At 36.2% G+C, this 16,956-nt stretch carries 19 protein-coding genes; 8 read left to right on the forward strand and 11 right to left on the reverse strand.

Translation table 11 applies throughout. From position 1 onward, the window contains the following. Nucleotides 1–297: 297 nt before the first annotated feature. The 3 genes from MLD65_RS10480 to acnA all read right to left on the reverse strand — a co-directional run bounded on the left by MLD65_RS10480 (nt 298) and on the right by acnA (nt 4,273). A complete protein-coding gene (locus tag MLD65_RS10480; protein ID WP_243291817.1) occupies nt 298–804 on the reverse strand; it encodes a TlpA family protein disulfide reductase in 507 nt (168 codons plus the stop codon). Between the two features lie 27 nt (nt 805–831). After that, a complete protein-coding gene (locus tag MLD65_RS10485; RefSeq protein WP_243291818.1) occupies nt 832–1,254 on the reverse strand; it encodes a hypothetical protein in 423 nt (140 codons plus the stop codon). 292 nt (nt 1,255–1,546) lie between these two features. Further along, on the reverse strand, nt 1,547–4,273 hold the full coding sequence (gene acnA / locus MLD65_RS10490; RefSeq protein WP_243291819.1) for an aconitate hydratase AcnA: 2,727 nt from the start codon (nt 4,271–4,273) through the stop codon (nt 1,547–1,549). A gap of 242 nt (nt 4,274–4,515) precedes the next feature. Between acnA and sspO the strand changes: the two genes are divergently transcribed. After that, nucleotides 4,516–4,665, forward strand: coding sequence for a small acid-soluble spore protein O (gene sspO, locus MLD65_RS10495; RefSeq protein ID WP_243291820.1), 150 nt, complete (start codon nt 4,516–4,518; stop codon nt 4,663–4,665). Nucleotides 4,666–4,768: 103 nt separating this feature from the next. On the opposite strand, the gene MLD65_RS10500 is transcribed toward sspO, so the two are convergent. After that, complete coding sequence (locus MLD65_RS10500) at nt 4,769–5,032, reverse strand: hypothetical protein (protein ID WP_243291821.1); 264 nt, start codon at nt 5,030–5,032, stop codon at nt 4,769–4,771. A gap of 124 nt (nt 5,033–5,156) precedes the next feature. Between MLD65_RS10500 and MLD65_RS10505 the strand changes: the two genes are divergently transcribed. From MLD65_RS10505 to MLD65_RS10525, 5 genes are all read left to right on the forward strand, one after another. Then, nucleotides 5,157–5,300, forward strand: coding sequence for a small acid-soluble spore protein P (locus tag MLD65_RS10505; protein ID WP_243291822.1), 144 nt, complete (start codon nt 5,157–5,159; stop codon nt 5,298–5,300). Nucleotides 5,301–5,623: 323 nt separating this feature from the next. Beyond that, on the forward strand, nt 5,624–6,004 hold the full coding sequence (locus MLD65_RS10510; protein WP_243291823.1) for an Hsp20/alpha crystallin family protein: 381 nt from the start codon (nt 5,624–5,626) through the stop codon (nt 6,002–6,004). A 583-nt stretch (nt 6,005–6,587) separates the two neighbouring features. After that, nucleotides 6,588–6,740, forward strand: coding sequence for a DUF2639 domain-containing protein (locus MLD65_RS10515; protein ID WP_243291824.1), 153 nt, complete (start codon nt 6,588–6,590; stop codon nt 6,738–6,740). A gap of 437 nt (nt 6,741–7,177) precedes the next feature. Further along, nucleotides 7,178–7,387, forward strand: a complete 210-nt coding sequence (locus MLD65_RS10520) for a hypothetical protein (RefSeq protein ID WP_243291825.1) — start codon at nt 7,178–7,180, stop codon at nt 7,385–7,387. Between the two features lie 66 nt (nt 7,388–7,453). After that, a complete protein-coding gene (locus MLD65_RS10525; RefSeq protein ID WP_243291826.1) occupies nt 7,454–7,879 on the forward strand; it encodes a DUF2621 domain-containing protein in 426 nt (141 codons plus the stop codon). A gap of 144 nt (nt 7,880–8,023) precedes the next feature. Here MLD65_RS10525 and MLD65_RS10530 read toward each other — a convergent pair whose 3' ends face one another. From MLD65_RS10530 to MLD65_RS10540, 3 genes are all read right to left on the reverse strand, one after another. Then, entirely contained in the window at nt 8,024–8,500 is a 477-nt protein-coding gene (locus tag MLD65_RS10530) for a CcdC family protein (protein ID WP_243291827.1), read from the reverse strand. A 39-nt stretch (nt 8,501–8,539) separates the two neighbouring features. Beyond that, nucleotides 8,540–8,899, reverse strand: a complete 360-nt coding sequence (locus tag MLD65_RS10535) for a response regulator (protein WP_347709289.1) — start codon at nt 8,897–8,899, stop codon at nt 8,540–8,542. Between the two features lie 283 nt (nt 8,900–9,182). After that, the gene (locus MLD65_RS10540) at nt 9,183–9,890 is read right to left on the reverse strand and encodes a cytochrome c biogenesis CcdA family protein (protein ID WP_243291828.1); all 708 of its coding nucleotides are present in this window, start codon (nt 9,888–9,890) and stop codon (nt 9,183–9,185) included. A gap of 294 nt (nt 9,891–10,184) precedes the next feature. Here MLD65_RS10540 and MLD65_RS10545 point away from each other — a divergent pair, with 294 nt between their 5' ends. Beyond that, nucleotides 10,185–10,370 (forward strand): hypothetical protein, encoded by a 186-nt coding sequence (locus MLD65_RS10545; RefSeq protein WP_243291829.1) that lies wholly within the window; start codon nt 10,185–10,187, stop codon nt 10,368–10,370. A 757-nt stretch (nt 10,371–11,127) separates the two neighbouring features. Here the strand turns inward: MLD65_RS10545 and MLD65_RS10550 are convergent. Next, on the reverse strand, nt 11,128–11,958 hold the full coding sequence (locus MLD65_RS10550; protein WP_243291830.1) for an oxidoreductase: 831 nt from the start codon (nt 11,956–11,958) through the stop codon (nt 11,128–11,130). Nucleotides 11,959–12,129: 171 nt separating this feature from the next. Between MLD65_RS10550 and MLD65_RS10555 the strand changes: the two genes are divergently transcribed. After that, on the forward strand, nt 12,130–12,696 hold the full coding sequence (locus MLD65_RS10555) for a TetR/AcrR family transcriptional regulator (RefSeq protein ID WP_243291831.1): 567 nt from the start codon (nt 12,130–12,132) through the stop codon (nt 12,694–12,696). A gap of 1,310 nt (nt 12,697–14,006) precedes the next feature. Here MLD65_RS10555 and MLD65_RS10560 read toward each other — a convergent pair. The 3 genes from MLD65_RS10560 to tkt all read right to left on the reverse strand — a co-directional run bounded on the left by MLD65_RS10560 (nt 14,007) and on the right by tkt (nt 16,850). Further along, complete coding sequence (locus MLD65_RS10560) at nt 14,007–14,225, reverse strand: YneF family protein (RefSeq protein WP_243291832.1); 219 nt, start codon at nt 14,223–14,225, stop codon at nt 14,007–14,009. A gap of 88 nt (nt 14,226–14,313) precedes the next feature. Beyond that, nucleotides 14,314–14,760 carry a sporulation inhibitor of replication protein SirA gene (sirA, locus tag MLD65_RS10565; RefSeq protein WP_243291833.1) on the reverse strand — a complete coding sequence of 149 codons (447 nt, stop codon included), beginning with the start codon at nt 14,758–14,760 and terminating at the stop codon, nt 14,314–14,316. A 98-nt stretch (nt 14,761–14,858) separates the two neighbouring features. Then, entirely contained in the window at nt 14,859–16,850 is a 1,992-nt protein-coding gene (gene tkt, locus MLD65_RS10570; protein ID WP_481748517.1) for a transketolase, read from the reverse strand. Nucleotides 16,851–16,956: the final 106 nt, after the last annotated feature.

The following is a 16,956-nucleotide window of genomic DNA, read 5'->3' on the forward strand; positions in this document are numbered from 1 at the left end:
TTAATTTTCTGACATTTATCAGTGTGGATTCGTGAACATTTAGTGACATTATGTCCAATTTTCCGATTTTTCAAACACATATCAGTAAAACTTCATTCAGTGGTTTTTTTCATCCTCCACTGAATGTTAGTCCCTACAGGATGCTTAAAGGCCCTTATGACCCACAGGATGTGGCGCTCTTAGTCTGTGTTCTTTATGTTCGGATATTTATGGGCACTTGTCCTTTACTATAAAATCTTGAGGTGGGGGTCTTACTGCCCGTGATAAAATAGAAAATGCTGCTACACAGCAGCACTTTTACATTCCGGTTTTTTCTATCATTACTTTATAGGTCATTGGACCAACAATTTTATCTATGATACGCCCTTCTTCATCTAAAAAATATGACGTTGGATATGATAAAACTTCATAGCCACTATTCGCCTTATTTTTCTGATCAAGTAAAATTGGGAACGTATATTCATTTTCCTCAACAAATGTCCGAACGTTTTCTTCACTTTTTTCACTCACTGTAAAATTGACGCCAATAACAGCTACTTGATCTCCAAATTTTTCATGAAATTTTTGCATTTCAGGCATTTCCTCTTTACATGGAGGACACCATGTCGCCCAAAAATTTAAAATGACTTTCTTCCCTCGAAAATCAGATAAGTGTGCTATTTCTCCTTCTAATGTTTGTACTTCGAAATCTGGCGCTAATGCTCCTTTTTCTAACCCTTCTTTCGTTTCATTGTGAGCCAAAGTTTGCCAAATCGCCACACTAGCTAAAACGACTAGAACTATAATCGCAATGATTCTCTTCATGTTGTCTCCCTTCCTACAAGCTCTAGATTAGAGCATATTCAATAAAATAATTTGTACACTTTTAAACACAATGAAATAAATCACAGCGGTCCATCCAAATAACCAACATGTTTGCATGACCGTTAATGATTTGTTACGAATGTTTTGAAATAGTATGTAAAGAAATGTCATAATAAGCCCCACATAGATCCCACTTGATGAAGTGGCAAAATATAAAAACGCAAGTGGATTTTTCAAAAGTAAGGATGGACTTGTAAGCAGTGTACTTGCTTTATAACTAATAACAAAAAGAAATACACCATTCCAATAATGTTTTCGGAAAAATTCGTTAAGTTGCTTAGTTGATTGTAACGCTTGTATTAAATAGTATGTAATAATAAAACTTAAAATGGCAAAAACGTATAAATATTGAATCGTTAACGGTCCAATACGAAAGGCATCCATTGTCATGGAGATAACTCCTTTTTATGTCTGTACTCAATTATCATAATCGATTCAATTAGTAAAAGCTATGAAGGTTTTATGACAATTTTTTCAATAGAGTAGGGTAATCTCTTTCAAGGCTACCAACGAGTTCCTTATCATTCTCAACAAGTTGCTAATGGTTGGGCATAGTTCATTTTCCGGACAAGAATAGAAGTAAAATATTATTCCAACCTTTAACAACTCACTCATTGTAAATGGTGTACGGATGGCCATCGCACATAAAAAGAAGCGGCATTTCACCGCTTCTTTTCACTATTTACCCTTTCAACTTGTCACGAAGTACCATTTGTAAAATACCACCGTGGCGATAGTAGTCAATTTCAACTTCACTATCGAATCGAACAAGTACTTCGAACTCTTTTTTGTTACCCGCTTCATCTGTAGCCGTTACTTTTACATAATCACGCGGTTTAACGTTTTCATCAATTTCAACCTCAATCGTCTCTTTACCTGTTAAGCCTAGTACTTCTGCATTTTCACCTTGCTTAAACTGAAGTGGAAGTACACCCATTAACACGAGGTTTGAACGGTGAATACGTTCGAAGCTCTCAGCAATAACAGTTTTAATTCCTAATAGATTTGTTCCTTTAGCTGCCCAGTCACGTGAGCTACCCATTCCGTAGTCCTTACCAGCAAAAACTGCAAGTCCGACACCGTCTTCTTTGTACTTCATACACGCATCGTAAATAGATGTCACTTCATTCGTTGGCCAGTACGTTGTGTATCCACCTTCTGTGCCAGGTGCAATCTGGTTACGAATTCGAATGTTAGCAAATGTACCACGCATCATGACTTCATGGTTACCACGACGAGACCCGTAAGAGTTGAACTCTCTTGGTGATACCCCTTTTGATTGCAAATATTTTCCCGCTGGCGTATCTTTACCGATTGCGCCCGCTGGTGAAATGTGGTCTGTTGTAACAGAGTCAGCGAATTTTCCTACGACACGAAGCCCTTTTAAAGGTTCAACTTTGCCTGGCTCAGCCGATAATCCTTCAAAGAAAGGTGGGTTTTGAATATACGTAGAATCTTCATCCCATTTATAAAGAGCATCATCCGTTGTTTCAATTTCATTCCAACGCTCGTTATCATCGAATACTCGCTCATATTCTTCACGGAATAATTCAGGTGTTACCGTTTCTTTAACAACTTTATTAATTTCATCCATTGATGGCCAAATGTCGTTAAAGAACACATCGTTTCCGTTTTGATCCTTCCCGAGCGAATCGCTTTGTAATTCGATATCTACTGTCCCTGCTAGCGCATACGCTACAACTAGTGGAGGTGATGCTAAATAATTCCCTTTTACAAGTGGATGAATACGCCCTTCAAAGTTTCGGTTTCCTGACAGAACAGAAGTGACTAATAAGTCATTTTCTGCAATAGCTTTTTCAATTTCATCAGCTAATGGTCCGGAGTTCCCGATACATGTCGTACAACCGTATCCAACCGTGTTGAATCCTAGTTTCTCAAGGTAAGGAAGTAAGCCAGAATTCTTTAAGTAGCCTGTTACAACTTTTGATCCAGGTGCTAACGATGTTTTCACATATTTAGGAACCGTCAATCCTTTTTCAACGGCCTTTTTCGCTACTAAGCCGGCAGCCACTAATACATATGGATTTGATGTGTTTGTACAGCTCGTAATCGCCGCTATGGCAACTGCACCAGTTTTCATTGTTGTTTCTTCGCCATTATTGAATTTAACTGTCACTTCTTTATTCACTTCAGTAGGCTCAAGACCGAACCCTTGGTTTCCAGCAGGAGCCGTAAGCGCTTTATGAAACTCACTCTTCATCATAGAAAGCGGAATTAAATCTTGCGGGCGCTTAGGACCAGATAAATTCGCTTCAATTGTTGAAAGATCAATTTCAACTACATCTGTAAAAACAGGGTCTTCTAAATCAGGTGTATAGAATAATCCATTTTCTTTACAGTATGCTTCTACTACTTTGACGTTTTCTTCATCACGGCCAGTTAAGCGTAAATATTCAATGGATTCGCCATCAACCGGGAAGAACCCACAGGTTGCACCGTATTCTGGAGCCATGTTTGCAATGGTTGCTCTGTCAGCTAGTGGAAGCTTCGCAACCCCAGGACCGAAAAATTCAACGAACTTCCCGACAACGCCTTTTTGACGCAACACTTGTGTCACTTTTAGTGCAAGGTCAGTTGCTGTTGTACCATTTGGTAATTCTCCAACTAATTTCACACCGATAACTTCTGGTACAGGGAAATAGGATGGTTGCCCTAACATCCCAGCCTCTGCTTCAATACCACCAACACCCCAGCCTAATACACCGATACCGTTAATCATCGTTGTATGAGAGTCAGTGCCGACTAATGTGTCTGGAAATGCTTCGAATTCTCCGTTTTCACCTTCAATCGTATGTACTACATTGGCTAAATATTCTAAGTTAACTTGGTGAACAATTCCTGTTGCAGGTGGAACCGCACGATAGTTATCGAACGCTTTTTGCGCCCAGCTTAAAAATTTATAGCGCTCCGCATTTCGTTCAAATTCTAAATCCATGTTAAATTTTAATGCATCTTCTGTACCTGCACGATCGACTTGCACAGAGTGGTCAATGACAAGGTCAACTGGAATTTCAGGATTGATTTTATCAGGATTTCCACCCATATCTGCCATCGCTTTACGTAAAGACGCTAAGTCAACAACAGCAGGAACACCTGTAAAGTCTTGTAATATAACACGTGAAGGTTTAAATGGCACATCCAAATCTTTTAATTCGTTCGTGCCCCATTTAGCTAAATTCTCTACGTGTTCTTTTTTAATAACACGTCCGTCTACTTGACGTAATACAGATTCTAATAAAACTTTAATCGAGTATGGTAAGCGAGAAACTTGACCTACCCCTGCATCTTCTAATGCTTTTAATGAATAGTAATGATATTTTTTCCCATTCAGTTGAAAGGATTTTCTTGATTGGAAAACGTCATTTTTCGTTAATTGTTGCTGTGTCATGTCGTTTTCTCCCCCTTTAAATAAAAATCGACAAAAATGTCGTTACTCCCCCTAAAATTCGCACAATTCAATCTTAATATACTTTTCACAATAAGTAAATAACAATGACGTTATCAATTTATATAAGTTACCCTTATATTTTATTATGTTCTTATTTTTTCAAAATAAAAAAATTTTACGTTCAATCCTTGAAGTATGATTGCGTCTTTTTCGTAAACACTATACATGGAGGTGAAGAGATAATGGGTAAAAGAAAAGCTAACCATATTATTGAAGGAATGAACGCTGCAAAAGCACAAGGAATGGGTGCTGGCTACAATGAAGAATTGCAAAATGAGCCTTTAACAGCTGAACAGCGTCAAAACAATAAAAAGCGGAAAACGAACCAATAATGATATAGCAATAATGATATAGGGTTACGAATTAGCCCCTACTTCATTAAGATTCAAGCTTTTATTAGATACCCCGATAAAAAACGACGGATTCTTCCGTCGTTTAACATTCTTCGTTATTTACCTCATGAACAATTCGTTGTAAATCTTGTTCATACTGCTTTAACCTTTCCTGTTCATGCTCTGTTGCTACTTCTAGAGCATTTTGAATTTGTTCATACGCTTCATTTACTTCTTGCTTTAAATGTTTTAACTGCGAACCGTAGGTAGCTGAATCGTGTTCAACTTGAGTGTAAACATCCATTACATCCTTCATCCCTTGTTCTGCAGCTTGATAAGCTTGTTGCTTATTTTTATGATAAGGCAACAACAATCACTCCTTTTCTACCATCTCTTAACTAGTTTGTAATAGAACACACCATTTTATTCGACATATTTTTGCATGTTTTCTAAAAAATAACGAACGCTATTTTAGAAAGGAGGTAGAAGATATGAACAAAAATGATGGGAAGGACATGAGAAAGAATGCACCTAAAGGAGATTTACCTGGGCAGCCTGAACCTTTAGATGGGTCCAAAAAAGTAAAAAATCGGAATCATACACGTCAGAAACATAATAAAAGTCATGATATGTAATAAGAAAACTTTAAGTACCGCCTACTTTCTATGGTGGGCGGTGTTTTTCTTACAAGCAGTTTTTATACAAAATGTTGCATTTTTGTATGAAAAATGAATGTTCTTAAACAATCATCCTCTTCATAATATGATAAAAATGCTTTTGCCACCTTCAAAACTCCACAAATAGACGGATTTGAACCCGTTAACTCCATTCAACATTTATAGATACAGTTTCTTTAAGCTTCAATAGTCCTTTCACTCAGTTTCACTCAATTCAGTAACAAAATAATCACAATTGAATAAACATAATTTTAAGTTTGAAATAACTTGGGGGTATTGGTATGGGGAAGAAAAAACAGTCCCTCCCTTGTGAAATCAAGGGAATTGAGGAATGGATGAACCAATTCTTTCAAGATCCATTTACAAGTTTTTTGGATGACTACACATTCCGTGTCGATCTGTTTGAAACTAGTTGTGAGTACATTGTTGAAGCTCATTTAGAAGATGTTAAACGTGAAGATATTATGATTGAGATCAATAAAGATCGTATTATAATTGCCCATTCTAACGATGAACAGAACCGAAAAGAGCGTTCTGTCGTCTTACCATTTATTTTGGAAGATAAATGGATCGACGCAACATATGTAAGCCCTGTATTAGAAATTAAAATTAAAAAGGAAGGAACGATGAACCGCACAGTTAATACGATTCCTATTCAATAAAAGTAAGCAAAATCAGGCTGTAATGGCCTGATTTTTTTAAAGATACGAGTACAACGAAAATCCATCTAGCCTCTTTCATCAACAACGTGACACCGCATAAAGTAAAAAGTGTCTTTTCGTGATAAGAACATTATCATTTTAGAGCTGAACGATTCGATTCTACGAATCATATCTGTTACTTATGAACACCTCTCATTTTTATTATTCGTTTGAATATTTATGACAATACGCTTTACTTCTTTATTGCCACATCGCGTGCATTTCTCTTCTTCGTTAAGTAACAACATACATTGTGAACAATAATATTTAAGCACCTATATCCCCTTCTCCCAGAATATATTTTTTATCTTTTCTTGAAGTTCTAATTATTTTATGTATTTTTCACGAGATTGTTGACTTTTTCTACATGCCTTATTTACTTTATTGATTTTCGAACGAGTTACGGGAGAAGGGATTATACACAGTTCATTTAGAACATAGTTTTATTGGAAAATATGAATCTTTTCCAAGCTGCTTCGCATAATTTGAATAAAGTAAGTATTTTAATAGCGTTTTATGAAAACTGTCTGGAGGTGCTTCATTCATGGCATATAAAGGATCCAAAGGATGGTATATTGAGCAATTAAAGCTTAGAGGAATTCGAAAGCATCCTGAAGATCATCGGAAATTGGAGCAGTATAAAACACATGTCTTGCGGAATTTGTATTTCAAATATGTATTAACGAATGAAGAGTAAACAGATTCTTTTAAGCCCCTTCCGTTATTCAATTAGAACATGGTTTTATTTAATTAGATTTAATTTTCATTTAGAACATGGTTTTATTTAATTACAGTTATCCTCCCTTCATTATTCTTTTATAAAATTTTGTAAGAAAAGTAGCATTCGATGGAAACATTATGGTAATATTTTTTGTAGAAACGCAGTTTAGCCCACTTTTTACGGGCGTTCAGACTCTATCTTAAAAATTAAAAACAAAAAGTTAGGTGTGCTGTTCGAAAATAAAAAACATAGACTAAGAGTCCCACGCCCTATGGAAATGTCTATATCACCCACACCCATTGGGCCACATGGATCTTTCATTTATACCGTAGGAGCAAACATTCAGTGAGGGATGAAAGAGACCCCATTGAATGTAGCTTCACTTTATTTTATTAGATTGGGGGATGCCTCACATGAACTTTCAAATGAAACTTTACGAACTGTTTATTTATCCTTCTGATTGTGGAAACATTAAATTTACCATATATTTTGATAACAACGAATATGAAGTTTTTGCCGAACTAGATGATTATATGTCAGTAGGTCGGCATGAGGAAAAAGTTGAAGCGGTACGAATTGCTGTCAATGAATTGATCATCGCCCAAGAATCCATTAATCCATAACGGTTTCTTTCCTTCCATTCGTTGTGTATAATTAAGGATGGAATTTGTAATCTTTGAGGTGAAGGCATGTTAACGGGTTGGTTTTTATGGTTTATTTTATTTTGGGTCGTCTTCTTATTTGCCATGCTCGGAATTGGCGGATTTTTTATGTTCCGTAAATTTTTAAAACGAATACCAAAAGAAGACGGGAAATCTGAATTAGATTGGCAAGAATATTACATAGAAAAGACGCGGCATTTATGGCCTGAAGAACAAAAGGAGCTTTTAGAGGAATTAGTTTCCCCTGTTCCAGAACTTTTCCGAGATGTTGCGCGTCAGAAAATAGCCGGAAAAATTGGCGAACTTGCATTAAACGAAAAAGCCACTAGTATCACACAAGATCTTGTTATTCGAGGTTACATTATTGCGACACCAAAAAGGGACCATAAATTTTTAATAAAGCGTCTACAAGAGAAAAATATTGATTACTCACAATATGAAGCTCTTTTTTAGTTAAATATCCTGTCATAACAAGAAAGTTCAGGTGTTTTATAAGGTTTTTCACAACATGTTTTGAGCAACATATGAAGAACCAGCAATTCCTTTTGCAACATTAAAACCCCCCCTCTATCTAGGAGGGGGGATTGTTGTATGTATTTAATCATTTGTCTTTTTGCTTTCCAATTCTTGTTTCATTTTCCGAAATTTCATATACATCGAAATGCGCCACGGTACAATCATTCCAAATGCGAGCATCCAAAACATACCGCTTAGCTCGCCTAAATCAATTGTTGTACTTAAATAACTTTTTAAAATAATTCTCAGCAATAATAAGCTAATTAAAATAATTGGGAAAGCTTTTGAACGCTTTAAATAAATATGTTCATCTTTTCGTTCAAAATGAGACGTTTTCATCAAAATAATAGAGAAAATAAAACCAACTGCTAAAGCTTCCACTATTTCTAACGGTGTTATTCGGAAAGCAGGAAAAATATACATCAAAGCTCCCGTGCTCATAAAGATGGGAGGAAGAATAATTTTTTTAACAGTGGCTGGTTTTTTGGCTGCTTTCGTACGTACGATAATGACAGCTAGTCCCATTAACAAACCTAAAATCGAATATGCAATCATCATGTTGAATCAACCCTTTGCCATAAAACGAAATGAATATCCTTATTGTAACACATGTTTCACTGCTTCTAATACACGAACTTCATCAAATGGCTTGACGATAAAATCTTTTGCCCCTGCTTCAATCGCTTCGACAACCATACGTTGTTGTCCCATCGCTGAACACATAATAATTTTTGCATCAGGGTATTCTTGTTTAATCATTTTTACAGCTTCGATTCCATTCAGTTCTGGCATCGTAATATCCATCGTCACAATGTCTGGCATTAACTCTCGAAATAAACTGATCGCTTCTCTCCCATTTGCAGCTTCACCTACAACTTCAAAGCCAGCATGCTCAAAAATTTTTTTTAATGTTTTCCGCAAAAATTTTGCATCATCAACAATTAAAACTGTTGGCACGATTTTACCCGGTTACTAAAATCTCATAAATTCTTAAATTCGCCCCCCAAATCAAGAAAAGTGGGACATGCCGTGACGACTTTCACGTCACTCCGTTAGGATGAGCCTATTGTTCAAGACACCCCACGGCGTTCTGTTAGAGTCAGCAATACGATAAACCAATCCTTCCAATGGTCAGTTTACCGCAAAGATTTTAGAACCAAGGATTTACACCTCCCTACACACATACTGGTCATCTACTATGTATTATACTAAAAAAAAGAAAAAAGTGGGAAAATTCACCTTAAAATCCCGTAAATCCACCAAATATGTTAGTAAAGAAAATGATAATTTTCGTTAGCCAATCAAAAAACAATAAAATCCCCATAATAATCATAATCACGCCGCCAATTTTCATAATCTTGACATTATGTTTTTTAATCCAGTCCATTTTCCCAATGAAAAATGATAAAACGAAAAATGGAATCGCAAAGCCAAGTGTATAGGCTAACATATAAACGAAGCCAGACCCTGGATTTGAAGCAGCTAGTAAAATAACTGATGCTAAAATGGGACCCGTACAAGGAGTCCACCCTGCTGCAAAAGCCATCCCAATTAAGCTAGAGCCTAACAAACCAGCCGGACGATTTTTAAACTGAAAACGCTTTTCTTTCATCAGCGCATCTGGTGTAAACAAACCTAAAACGACAAATCCAAAAAACACAATAAAAATGGCCCCAATTTGGCGAATTAAATCTTGATAGTCCAAAAATAGCTTTCCAATAAACGTTGTACCAAATCCAATTGCAATAAAAATAACCGAAAAGCCTAATAAAAAAAATAACGTATGTAATAGGCTTCTCTTTTGCAACATCGCATTTTCACCCTTTATTTCATTAACCGAAACCCCTGTTATGTATGACAAGAAAGCTGGATATAACGGCAAACAACAAGGAGAAATAAATGAAAGCAAACCAGCTCCAAATGCTAAAAATACATTTACATCACTCAAATCAATTCACTCCTTTCCTTCCTACTATTTTAACAAGTTGGGATCGAAAAATAATCACGTTGGATATGACATTTTTATAACAATTTTATGTGGGAAAAGTGAATTCATTATGTTTGTAGCGTAAATATCTATAGGTCTCTTGATGTTTTACTGGGAACGACCATTTATTATAGTATGCTACATCCATAGCACGTGTTGAAACGAACACAATTTTCAATGTATTAAGATAAAAGAAGTATTTTTAAATAAATATGTTAATATAGGAATATAAAGATAAAATAGGGAGAGTTTGTTATGGAGGAAAGTAAGAATTTATACAAAGAAGGACATTATCGGTTTTGGTTAAATACCGAAAGAGGTTATCTTCGCTTAAAACTCGACGGAAGTAATGAACTATATACAATACCTAAAGACTCACCACTATATAACCGTCTCATGGAAGATTTATTTGGAAAACATAGCAAAAAAGACAAAGAATAATGACAAAACCGCTTTGTACGTAAATCGTTTCAAAGCGGTTTTTCTTTTGACTTCAACTTATTGAAATCTTACCTTATTCGTCATTCACCAACTTCTCGTCACGTTAATACACATATACATACCTAATTGTGTTTTAGATTCTCTCCCGTTATTTGCTATAATATATAAAAAAGGACTTCATCCCTCACTTCGGAATCGCATCATATAATAGAATAACTAAGGGTAGCCTCTATAAGCAGTTTTTGTTTAAGACGAAACGGTTATCATTCTCCGCCGTTCGTGTATTTATTATCTCCCATTATATAGTTTGAACTGTCACTAGGTTTATCGTTTGGGTTGGTTGGTATCTGCGAATCATTGTTGTTTTTCCTTCGTCTCCAGTCTATAAAAAAAGCAAATGCTAAAATCAAAAGAACAAAAATTAAAAACCCTATCACTTAAATCACTTCCTTTTACTTCAAATATTATCGGCCCCTCCTTTATATTTTATAAATATTCATACCTTAGTTGATCAAAGACCATCAAATTACTGGCTAACCTCCCTGTTCTCTTTTCTATTGACAGGCTTATCTCTAGGAAAGACAATACATTGTAAGTATATCGCTTGGTAGGAACTCCCCCTCATGCTAAACCCAATTCATCCCCTTGGCATTCACTTAGTAGAACCCCCTCGTTCTGCTCACCTTATTTTTTAAAAATACGTGTCTTGACGATGGGGTCCATTTTATTCCCCAAGAATTATCACCTCTTTCACCTTTTATTTTTGTTTTAACATCATGTACAGTACTCTATCGAACATTCGGTCAGAAAGAATTCGTCTTAAGAATACCATTGGTTTGGCAAACTTTCCTACCAAATACCTTGTCTTGGGCTTCTTCGATTCTATCGCCCTTAGCACCGTTTCAGCAATCAGCTTCGGAGAAGATGAGCTCCCTCCCATTCTTTTAGACATATCAACATAAGATTTCGTCATATTGGCATAAGCAGTACTGCCTGACATTTTTTGAACATTTTCTAGCATAATATCGGACCATTCACTTTCGATTGCTCCTGGCTCAATGACAACTACATCAATCCCAAATGGAGCAACCTCAAGTCTAAGACAATCTGAAAAACCCTCCAGCGCATGCTTTGTGGCATGATACCATGCTCCTAGTGGTGTATAAACTTTTCCGCCCATAGAAGAGTTATTGATGATCTTTCCTGATTTTTGCTTTCTCATATATGGAAGAACCAGTTGAGTTAGTCTGCTCAGTCCAAACAGATTTACCTCAAACTGCCTCCTTGCCTCTTCCAATGGGACATCCTCCACTGCACCGTAAGATCCGTATCCAGCATTATTAAACAAGACATCAATTCTTCCTTGTTCTCGTATGATACGGTTTAAACCATTAATCATTGATTGTTCATTTGTTAAATCCATTGCTAGGATATGAGCACCTTTCGCTTCCAATTCTTTCATTTTCTCTATTCTTCTTGCTGCTCCATAGACAATGTATCCTTTTTCCAAGAGCAATTCAGCTGTGGCTTTCCCCATTCCTGCAGAAGCCCCGGTAATGAGAACAACACTCTTACTGTTAGAATTCATTTTTTCTCCTCCATTTATCTATATTAAAGCTACATTTGTATCTAGTTATACACTTGTGTCATTTGTGTAACTAGATTATAATGACATTACTAAAACTAAGTCAATAGATGGGGAACAAGTGATACATAATAAGAAATATGGGACATTTTTTCTGAAAAGAAGGAGATTCTAATGCAATACAAAAAAAGTAATAACCCTAGTTCCATTCGATCGAGGAAGATGATTATTGATGCTTTACTGCAATTAATGGAGGAAAAACCTTACCATAAGATATCTATTAAAGAACTTACAGATACCGCTCAGTTAGTTCGAAAAACCTTTTACCGAAACTTCAAATCTAAAGAAGATGTTCTTCAGGAATACATTACTGGATTGATGAATGAAGTCGAACAGAAATTTGAAGAAGTAGACGTTCTGACCCCTTATATCATGGCAAAATTATATTTTGAGTTTTGGCAGAAACATATTGATTTTTTACAACTCCTCCAACAAAATAACCTTTTCATTATCGTTCTTAAGCAGCTAAACGATTATACACCTGTCATAAATAGTAAGTATAAAGCTGAATTGATGAAGGGATATGATGACAAATTCTTGGAGTATTATACGGTGTTCAATACAGCAGGTATTTGGCACATGCTTGAAAAGTGGATCAGTTTAGGAGTAAAGGAGACACCTGAAGAAATGGCTCAGATTTACTCAGACATTACATTGAATAATCCTCACATGAGAAAATGAAAAAAGGGAGACATCATCTTATAAGGTCGATGCTCCCTTTCTCCATCTATATTTTTATGTTAAGTGAACTATCTTCATCTATGGGGATTTTGCCCCATTTTGTAGATTAAACTAAGCGACCTGTTATTTTAGAATCCAGCTCTTTAACTTAATAACAAATTAAGTATAAGACTAAAAGCGTATACCGTTTAAAGGCGGTGGGCCCCTAAATATTTTTTCATTACCTCTTACTCTCCCCTAACCTGTAGGAAATGCATGTACCCTTTTTCCTTTTTATTTGATAAGTATTAATATAATTACAGTAAGAGCCCCCAAACCTATGAAACCCATCAACAAATAACCGAGAATACGAATGGGTAGTGGTAAGCTGTTTATATTGACATTCGAAAGGTTTGGGGATGGGAAGCCTTCAATCCGTCCCAAATGCTCCATGGCATCATTAATCGATCTTCCTCCGTTATTGTTACGGTTAGATTGTTCCAGACGTTTTTCAATACGATTCTTTACCTTCTCAAGTTCCTCATCGATAATGGTTCCACCTCCATTTTTTGTGCAATACGAAAGTACCTAGTAATAATAAACGAAACCGTAACGAAAAATGATGTACCGTTGCGTGATGATATAATCCTCGATTTGCTTTTTCCATCATCAACAAAGCAATCGAAAAACATTTCGGCGAACCAAAACAGTATTATTGTGAACAGATTCTCCAAATCAAAGAGTAGGTAGAACACGAAACCTACCGTTACTTTAATGTCACCGTGCTGCTAACAACCTTTGAAGCTGCCTAAGGATGGTTAGCGTATTAAGAGGTCTATTCTTTATCTTCAATTACATCTCTTAGGAACATTGCCGTATTGCCACTTGAGTCAAAGAAGATAGACCATAAAAGTACAAATGGAAAAGTAACGATTAAGAATAGATACTTCCCGATTTTTTTAATCATATCATCACCTCCGTAAATGGATAATAAATATACGGCTAAATCATCATTTGGTTTCATTATTTTTAATATTTTTACAATTCATTTAATTATTTATCCCACAAGCTTTTTTCTAGGGCTTTGCTGTGAATCCTTTAGCTTAGCATTGATATATGTACTCTTCTAAAGCTTCTTCCAAAACATAAAAAAACCACCTTTCATTGGTTACGTTTCCAATAGAAAAAGTGGTTTCGGATTCGATTGATGAAAGATTAAGCAAAAAGATCAGACATTTAAGGTAAAAAGTTCATCTACAACAAAATATTAGATAAAACTTGTCCTATTAATGCTTATCAGTCAGCTTAATCTCTTATATATCAACGTTTATTTATTTCAGTTGATTGTTCATCGCTTTCATCATTTGGTTAATTTTCTTTTGGGATGGCTTTTGACCCATTTGCATCATCATCATTTTTAACATTTGTTCGTTAATAGGTGGGTTTTTCTTCAAATAGTTCATCATATATTTTCTCGCAATAAAAAAACCTAACGCTACGCCACCAACTAGCGCTAGAACGATTAAAAGAATCGCTAACCAAAGTTCCATTAACTCTTTTCCTCCTTCATGTTGTCTAACATACAGTGTACTAAACGAAACGAAATTATACAATATTTGACCAGTAATTTTTGCCTATCTAGACAAATTTTCTTTCTTTAATAGGGTTTAACCATCCGTACTGTTCATTTTTAAAGTCCATAGCTAAAAAGCAACAATTGAACTTTCGTAATATTTCAAAAAAGACCGTTTCAGCTTCAAAGCTACCTGTTGCCGTAATTTCGATATTTTGTTTCTTTAACATTAATGTGGCGCTTCCACGATTATTGCTTAAAAAATATTTATGAATTGGAGATACATGTTGATAACCGTCATGATTTTCTAAATACATTTTTATAAGTTCATCTAAATATACAACAGGGATCTTCTTGGATACATAGTCGACTTGTCGCTTTATCGTAGCATAGCGATGCTCATCTCTGCTTGTCCATAAATACTCATGAAATAATTGAAACAATTTCAATTCTCGGCCGAAATAATGACTCGCAAACTCCTCATTTATTAAGTAGAGATAAAAGTGCCTCATAAAACCCACTCCGTTCCAACCTTTTCACTTATTATAGCGTAAAGATATGAAGAGAATTGTCTGATAGCGGTAAAATGAGGCACTAATTTTGTCGAATCTTAGCCTAATAATGCTTTTACTCTTGCAACAACGTTTTCAACGGTGAACCCATACTCTTCCATAATTTTCGAACCAGGAGCTGATGCACCGAATGTATCGATCGCTAAAATGTCTCCTTCGTCGCCAACGTAACGCTCCCAGCCTAATGGTGAAGCCATCTCAATAGCAAGACGTTTCTTTACATTCTTCGGTAAAACTTGTTCTTTATAAGAAGCTGATTGCTTTTCAAAGCGATCCCAAGATGGCATGCTGACAACTGATACGTGAATACCTTCTTTTGCTAATGCTGCTTGCGCTTTTACAGCTAATCCTACTTCTGATCCTGATGCTAGAAGGATCGCATCGTGTTGAGATTCTTTTGCTGGGGATACTACGTATGCACCTTTTCCTACACCTTCTTCAGCATGTGAAGCTGAAAGTTCTAACGTTTCAAGATTTTGACGTGTTAATACAAGTGCTGTCGGCATCTCTTTTGATGTTAAAGCTTGTTTCCAAGCCGCTTTCGTTTCGTTCCCATCTGCCGGACGAATGACAGAAAGGTTTGGCATGACACGTAAAGAAGCAAGTTGTTCAATTGGCTCATGTGTCGGGCCGTCTTCACCAACTGCAATACTATCATGTGTAAATACGTACGTAACAGGTAATTTCATTAATGCTGCCAGACGAATAGCCGGACGTAAATAATCAGAGAATACGAAGAATGTACCGCCAAAAACTCGTAACCCACCATGAAGTGCCATACCGTTTAATGCAGCACCCATTGCAAATTCACGAACGCCAAACCAAATATTACGACCGCTATAGTCACTAGCTGCGAAATCCTCAGCGCCTTTAATCGTCGTTTTATTAGATCCTGCTAAATCAGCTGAGCCTCCAAAGAAAAACGGTACTTTCTTTGCAATCGCATTAATCATTTCGCCAGACGAAGCACGTGATGCAAGAGCTTTACCAGCTTCATAAGTAGGCATTTCAGCATCCCAATCTGCTGGTAATTCACCTGCAATTGCAAGTTTAAGTTGTGCCGCAAGCTCAGGATATTCTTTCTCATAGCTTGCAAATAACTCATTCCACTCTTTTTCTTTCTTTTGTCCTGCATCTTTAACAGTTTGTGCAAAATGCTCATAAACTTCATCTGGAACATGGAAATCATTTTCAAATGTCCAAGAATACGTTTCTTTCGTACGCTTTAATTCTTCCGCACCTAATGGAGCACCGTGTACACTAGACGTACCAGCAAGGGTAGGAGAACCGTATCCAATCGTCGTTCTTACTTCAATTAAGGTCGGACGTTCAACATCTCCTTTGGCACTTTCAATGGCTTTAGCTATTTCTTCAACATTATTCCCATCCTCAACACGAAGAACTTGCCATCCCATTGATTCGAATCGTTTCTGTACATCTTCCGAAAACGATTTATGTAAATCACCATCTAGTGAAATATCATTGGAATCATATAGTACGACTAGACGACCTAATTTCAAGTGACCAGCTAATGAAGCTGCTTCAGAAGAAATTCCTTCCATTAAGTCTCCATCACCACAAATTGCAAATGTGTAGTGATCGACGATGTTGTACGATTCTTTATTATATGTAGAAGCTAAATGACGTTCAGCCATTGCCATTCCAACAGCCATAGCAATACCTTGCCCTAGTGGACCAGTTGTTGCATCGACACCAGGAGTATGTCCAAATTCTGGATGACCAGGTGTTTTACTTCCCCATTGACGAAATTGTTTAATATCTTCCATTGTGACATCATAACCAGATAAATGAAGAAGGCTATAAAGTAACATGGAACCGTGTCCTGCAGATAACACGAAACGATCACGGTTAAACCAATTTGGATTTTCAGGGTTATGGTTCATATAATTTGTCCATAATGTGTAGGCCATAGGTGCAGCCCCCATCGGCATTCCTGGGTGACCAGAATTTGCTTTTTCAATAGCATCAATCGATAATGTGCGAATTGTATTAATTGCTAAATCTTGTATAGAGTTAGACAAAGTCTTTCATCCTTTCTCTTATTAAGTAACCATTATTTTATCATAGCCTTTGTATTAAACATATATGTATTTTTTCATTTTACATCATTTTATA

Source organism: Bacillus sp. FJAT-47783, assembly GCF_022808615.1.
GTDB lineage: Bacteria > Bacillota > Bacilli > Bacillales > Aeribacillaceae > Bacillus_BZ.

Coding starts and splice junctions, on each gene's coding strand:
- MLD65_RS10550 (WP_243291830.1), bottom strand. CDS start 11,958: ATGAATTCTAACAGTAAGAGTGTTGTTCTCATTACCGGGGCTTCTGCA.
- sspO (WP_243291820.1), top strand. CDS start 4,516: ATGGGTAAAAGAAAAGCTAACCATATTATTGAAGGAATGAACGCTGCA.
- MLD65_RS10560 (WP_243291832.1), bottom strand. CDS start 14,225: ATGGAACTTTGGTTAGCGATTCTTTTAATCGTTCTAGCGCTAGTTGGT.
- MLD65_RS10545 (WP_243291829.1), top strand. CDS start 10,185: ATGGAGGAAAGTAAGAATTTATACAAAGAAGGACATTATCGGTTTTGG.
- MLD65_RS10555 (WP_243291831.1), top strand. CDS start 12,130: ATGCAATACAAAAAAAGTAATAACCCTAGTTCCATTCGATCGAGGAAG.
- MLD65_RS10530 (WP_243291827.1), bottom strand. CDS start 8,500: ATGATGATTGCATATTCGATTTTAGGTTTGTTAATGGGACTAGCTGTC.
- acnA (WP_243291819.1), bottom strand. CDS start 4,273: ATGACACAGCAACAATTAACGAAAAATGACGTTTTCCAATCAAGAAAA.
- MLD65_RS10520 (WP_243291825.1), top strand. CDS start 7,178: ATGAACTTTCAAATGAAACTTTACGAACTGTTTATTTATCCTTCTGAT.
- MLD65_RS10515 (WP_243291824.1), top strand. CDS start 6,588: ATGGCATATAAAGGATCCAAAGGATGGTATATTGAGCAATTAAAGCTT.
- MLD65_RS10505 (WP_243291822.1), top strand. CDS start 5,157: ATGAACAAAAATGATGGGAAGGACATGAGAAAGAATGCACCTAAAGGA.
- MLD65_RS10480 (WP_243291817.1), bottom strand. CDS start 804: ATGAAGAGAATCATTGCGATTATAGTTCTAGTCGTTTTAGCTAGTGTG.
- MLD65_RS10525 (WP_243291826.1), top strand. CDS start 7,454: ATGTTAACGGGTTGGTTTTTATGGTTTATTTTATTTTGGGTCGTCTTC.
- MLD65_RS10485 (WP_243291818.1), bottom strand. CDS start 1,254: ATGACAATGGATGCCTTTCGTATTGGACCGTTAACGATTCAATATTTA.
- MLD65_RS10510 (WP_243291823.1), top strand. CDS start 5,624: ATGGGGAAGAAAAAACAGTCCCTCCCTTGTGAAATCAAGGGAATTGAG.
- sirA (WP_243291833.1), bottom strand. CDS start 14,760: ATGAGGCACTTTTATCTCTACTTAATAAATGAGGAGTTTGCGAGTCAT.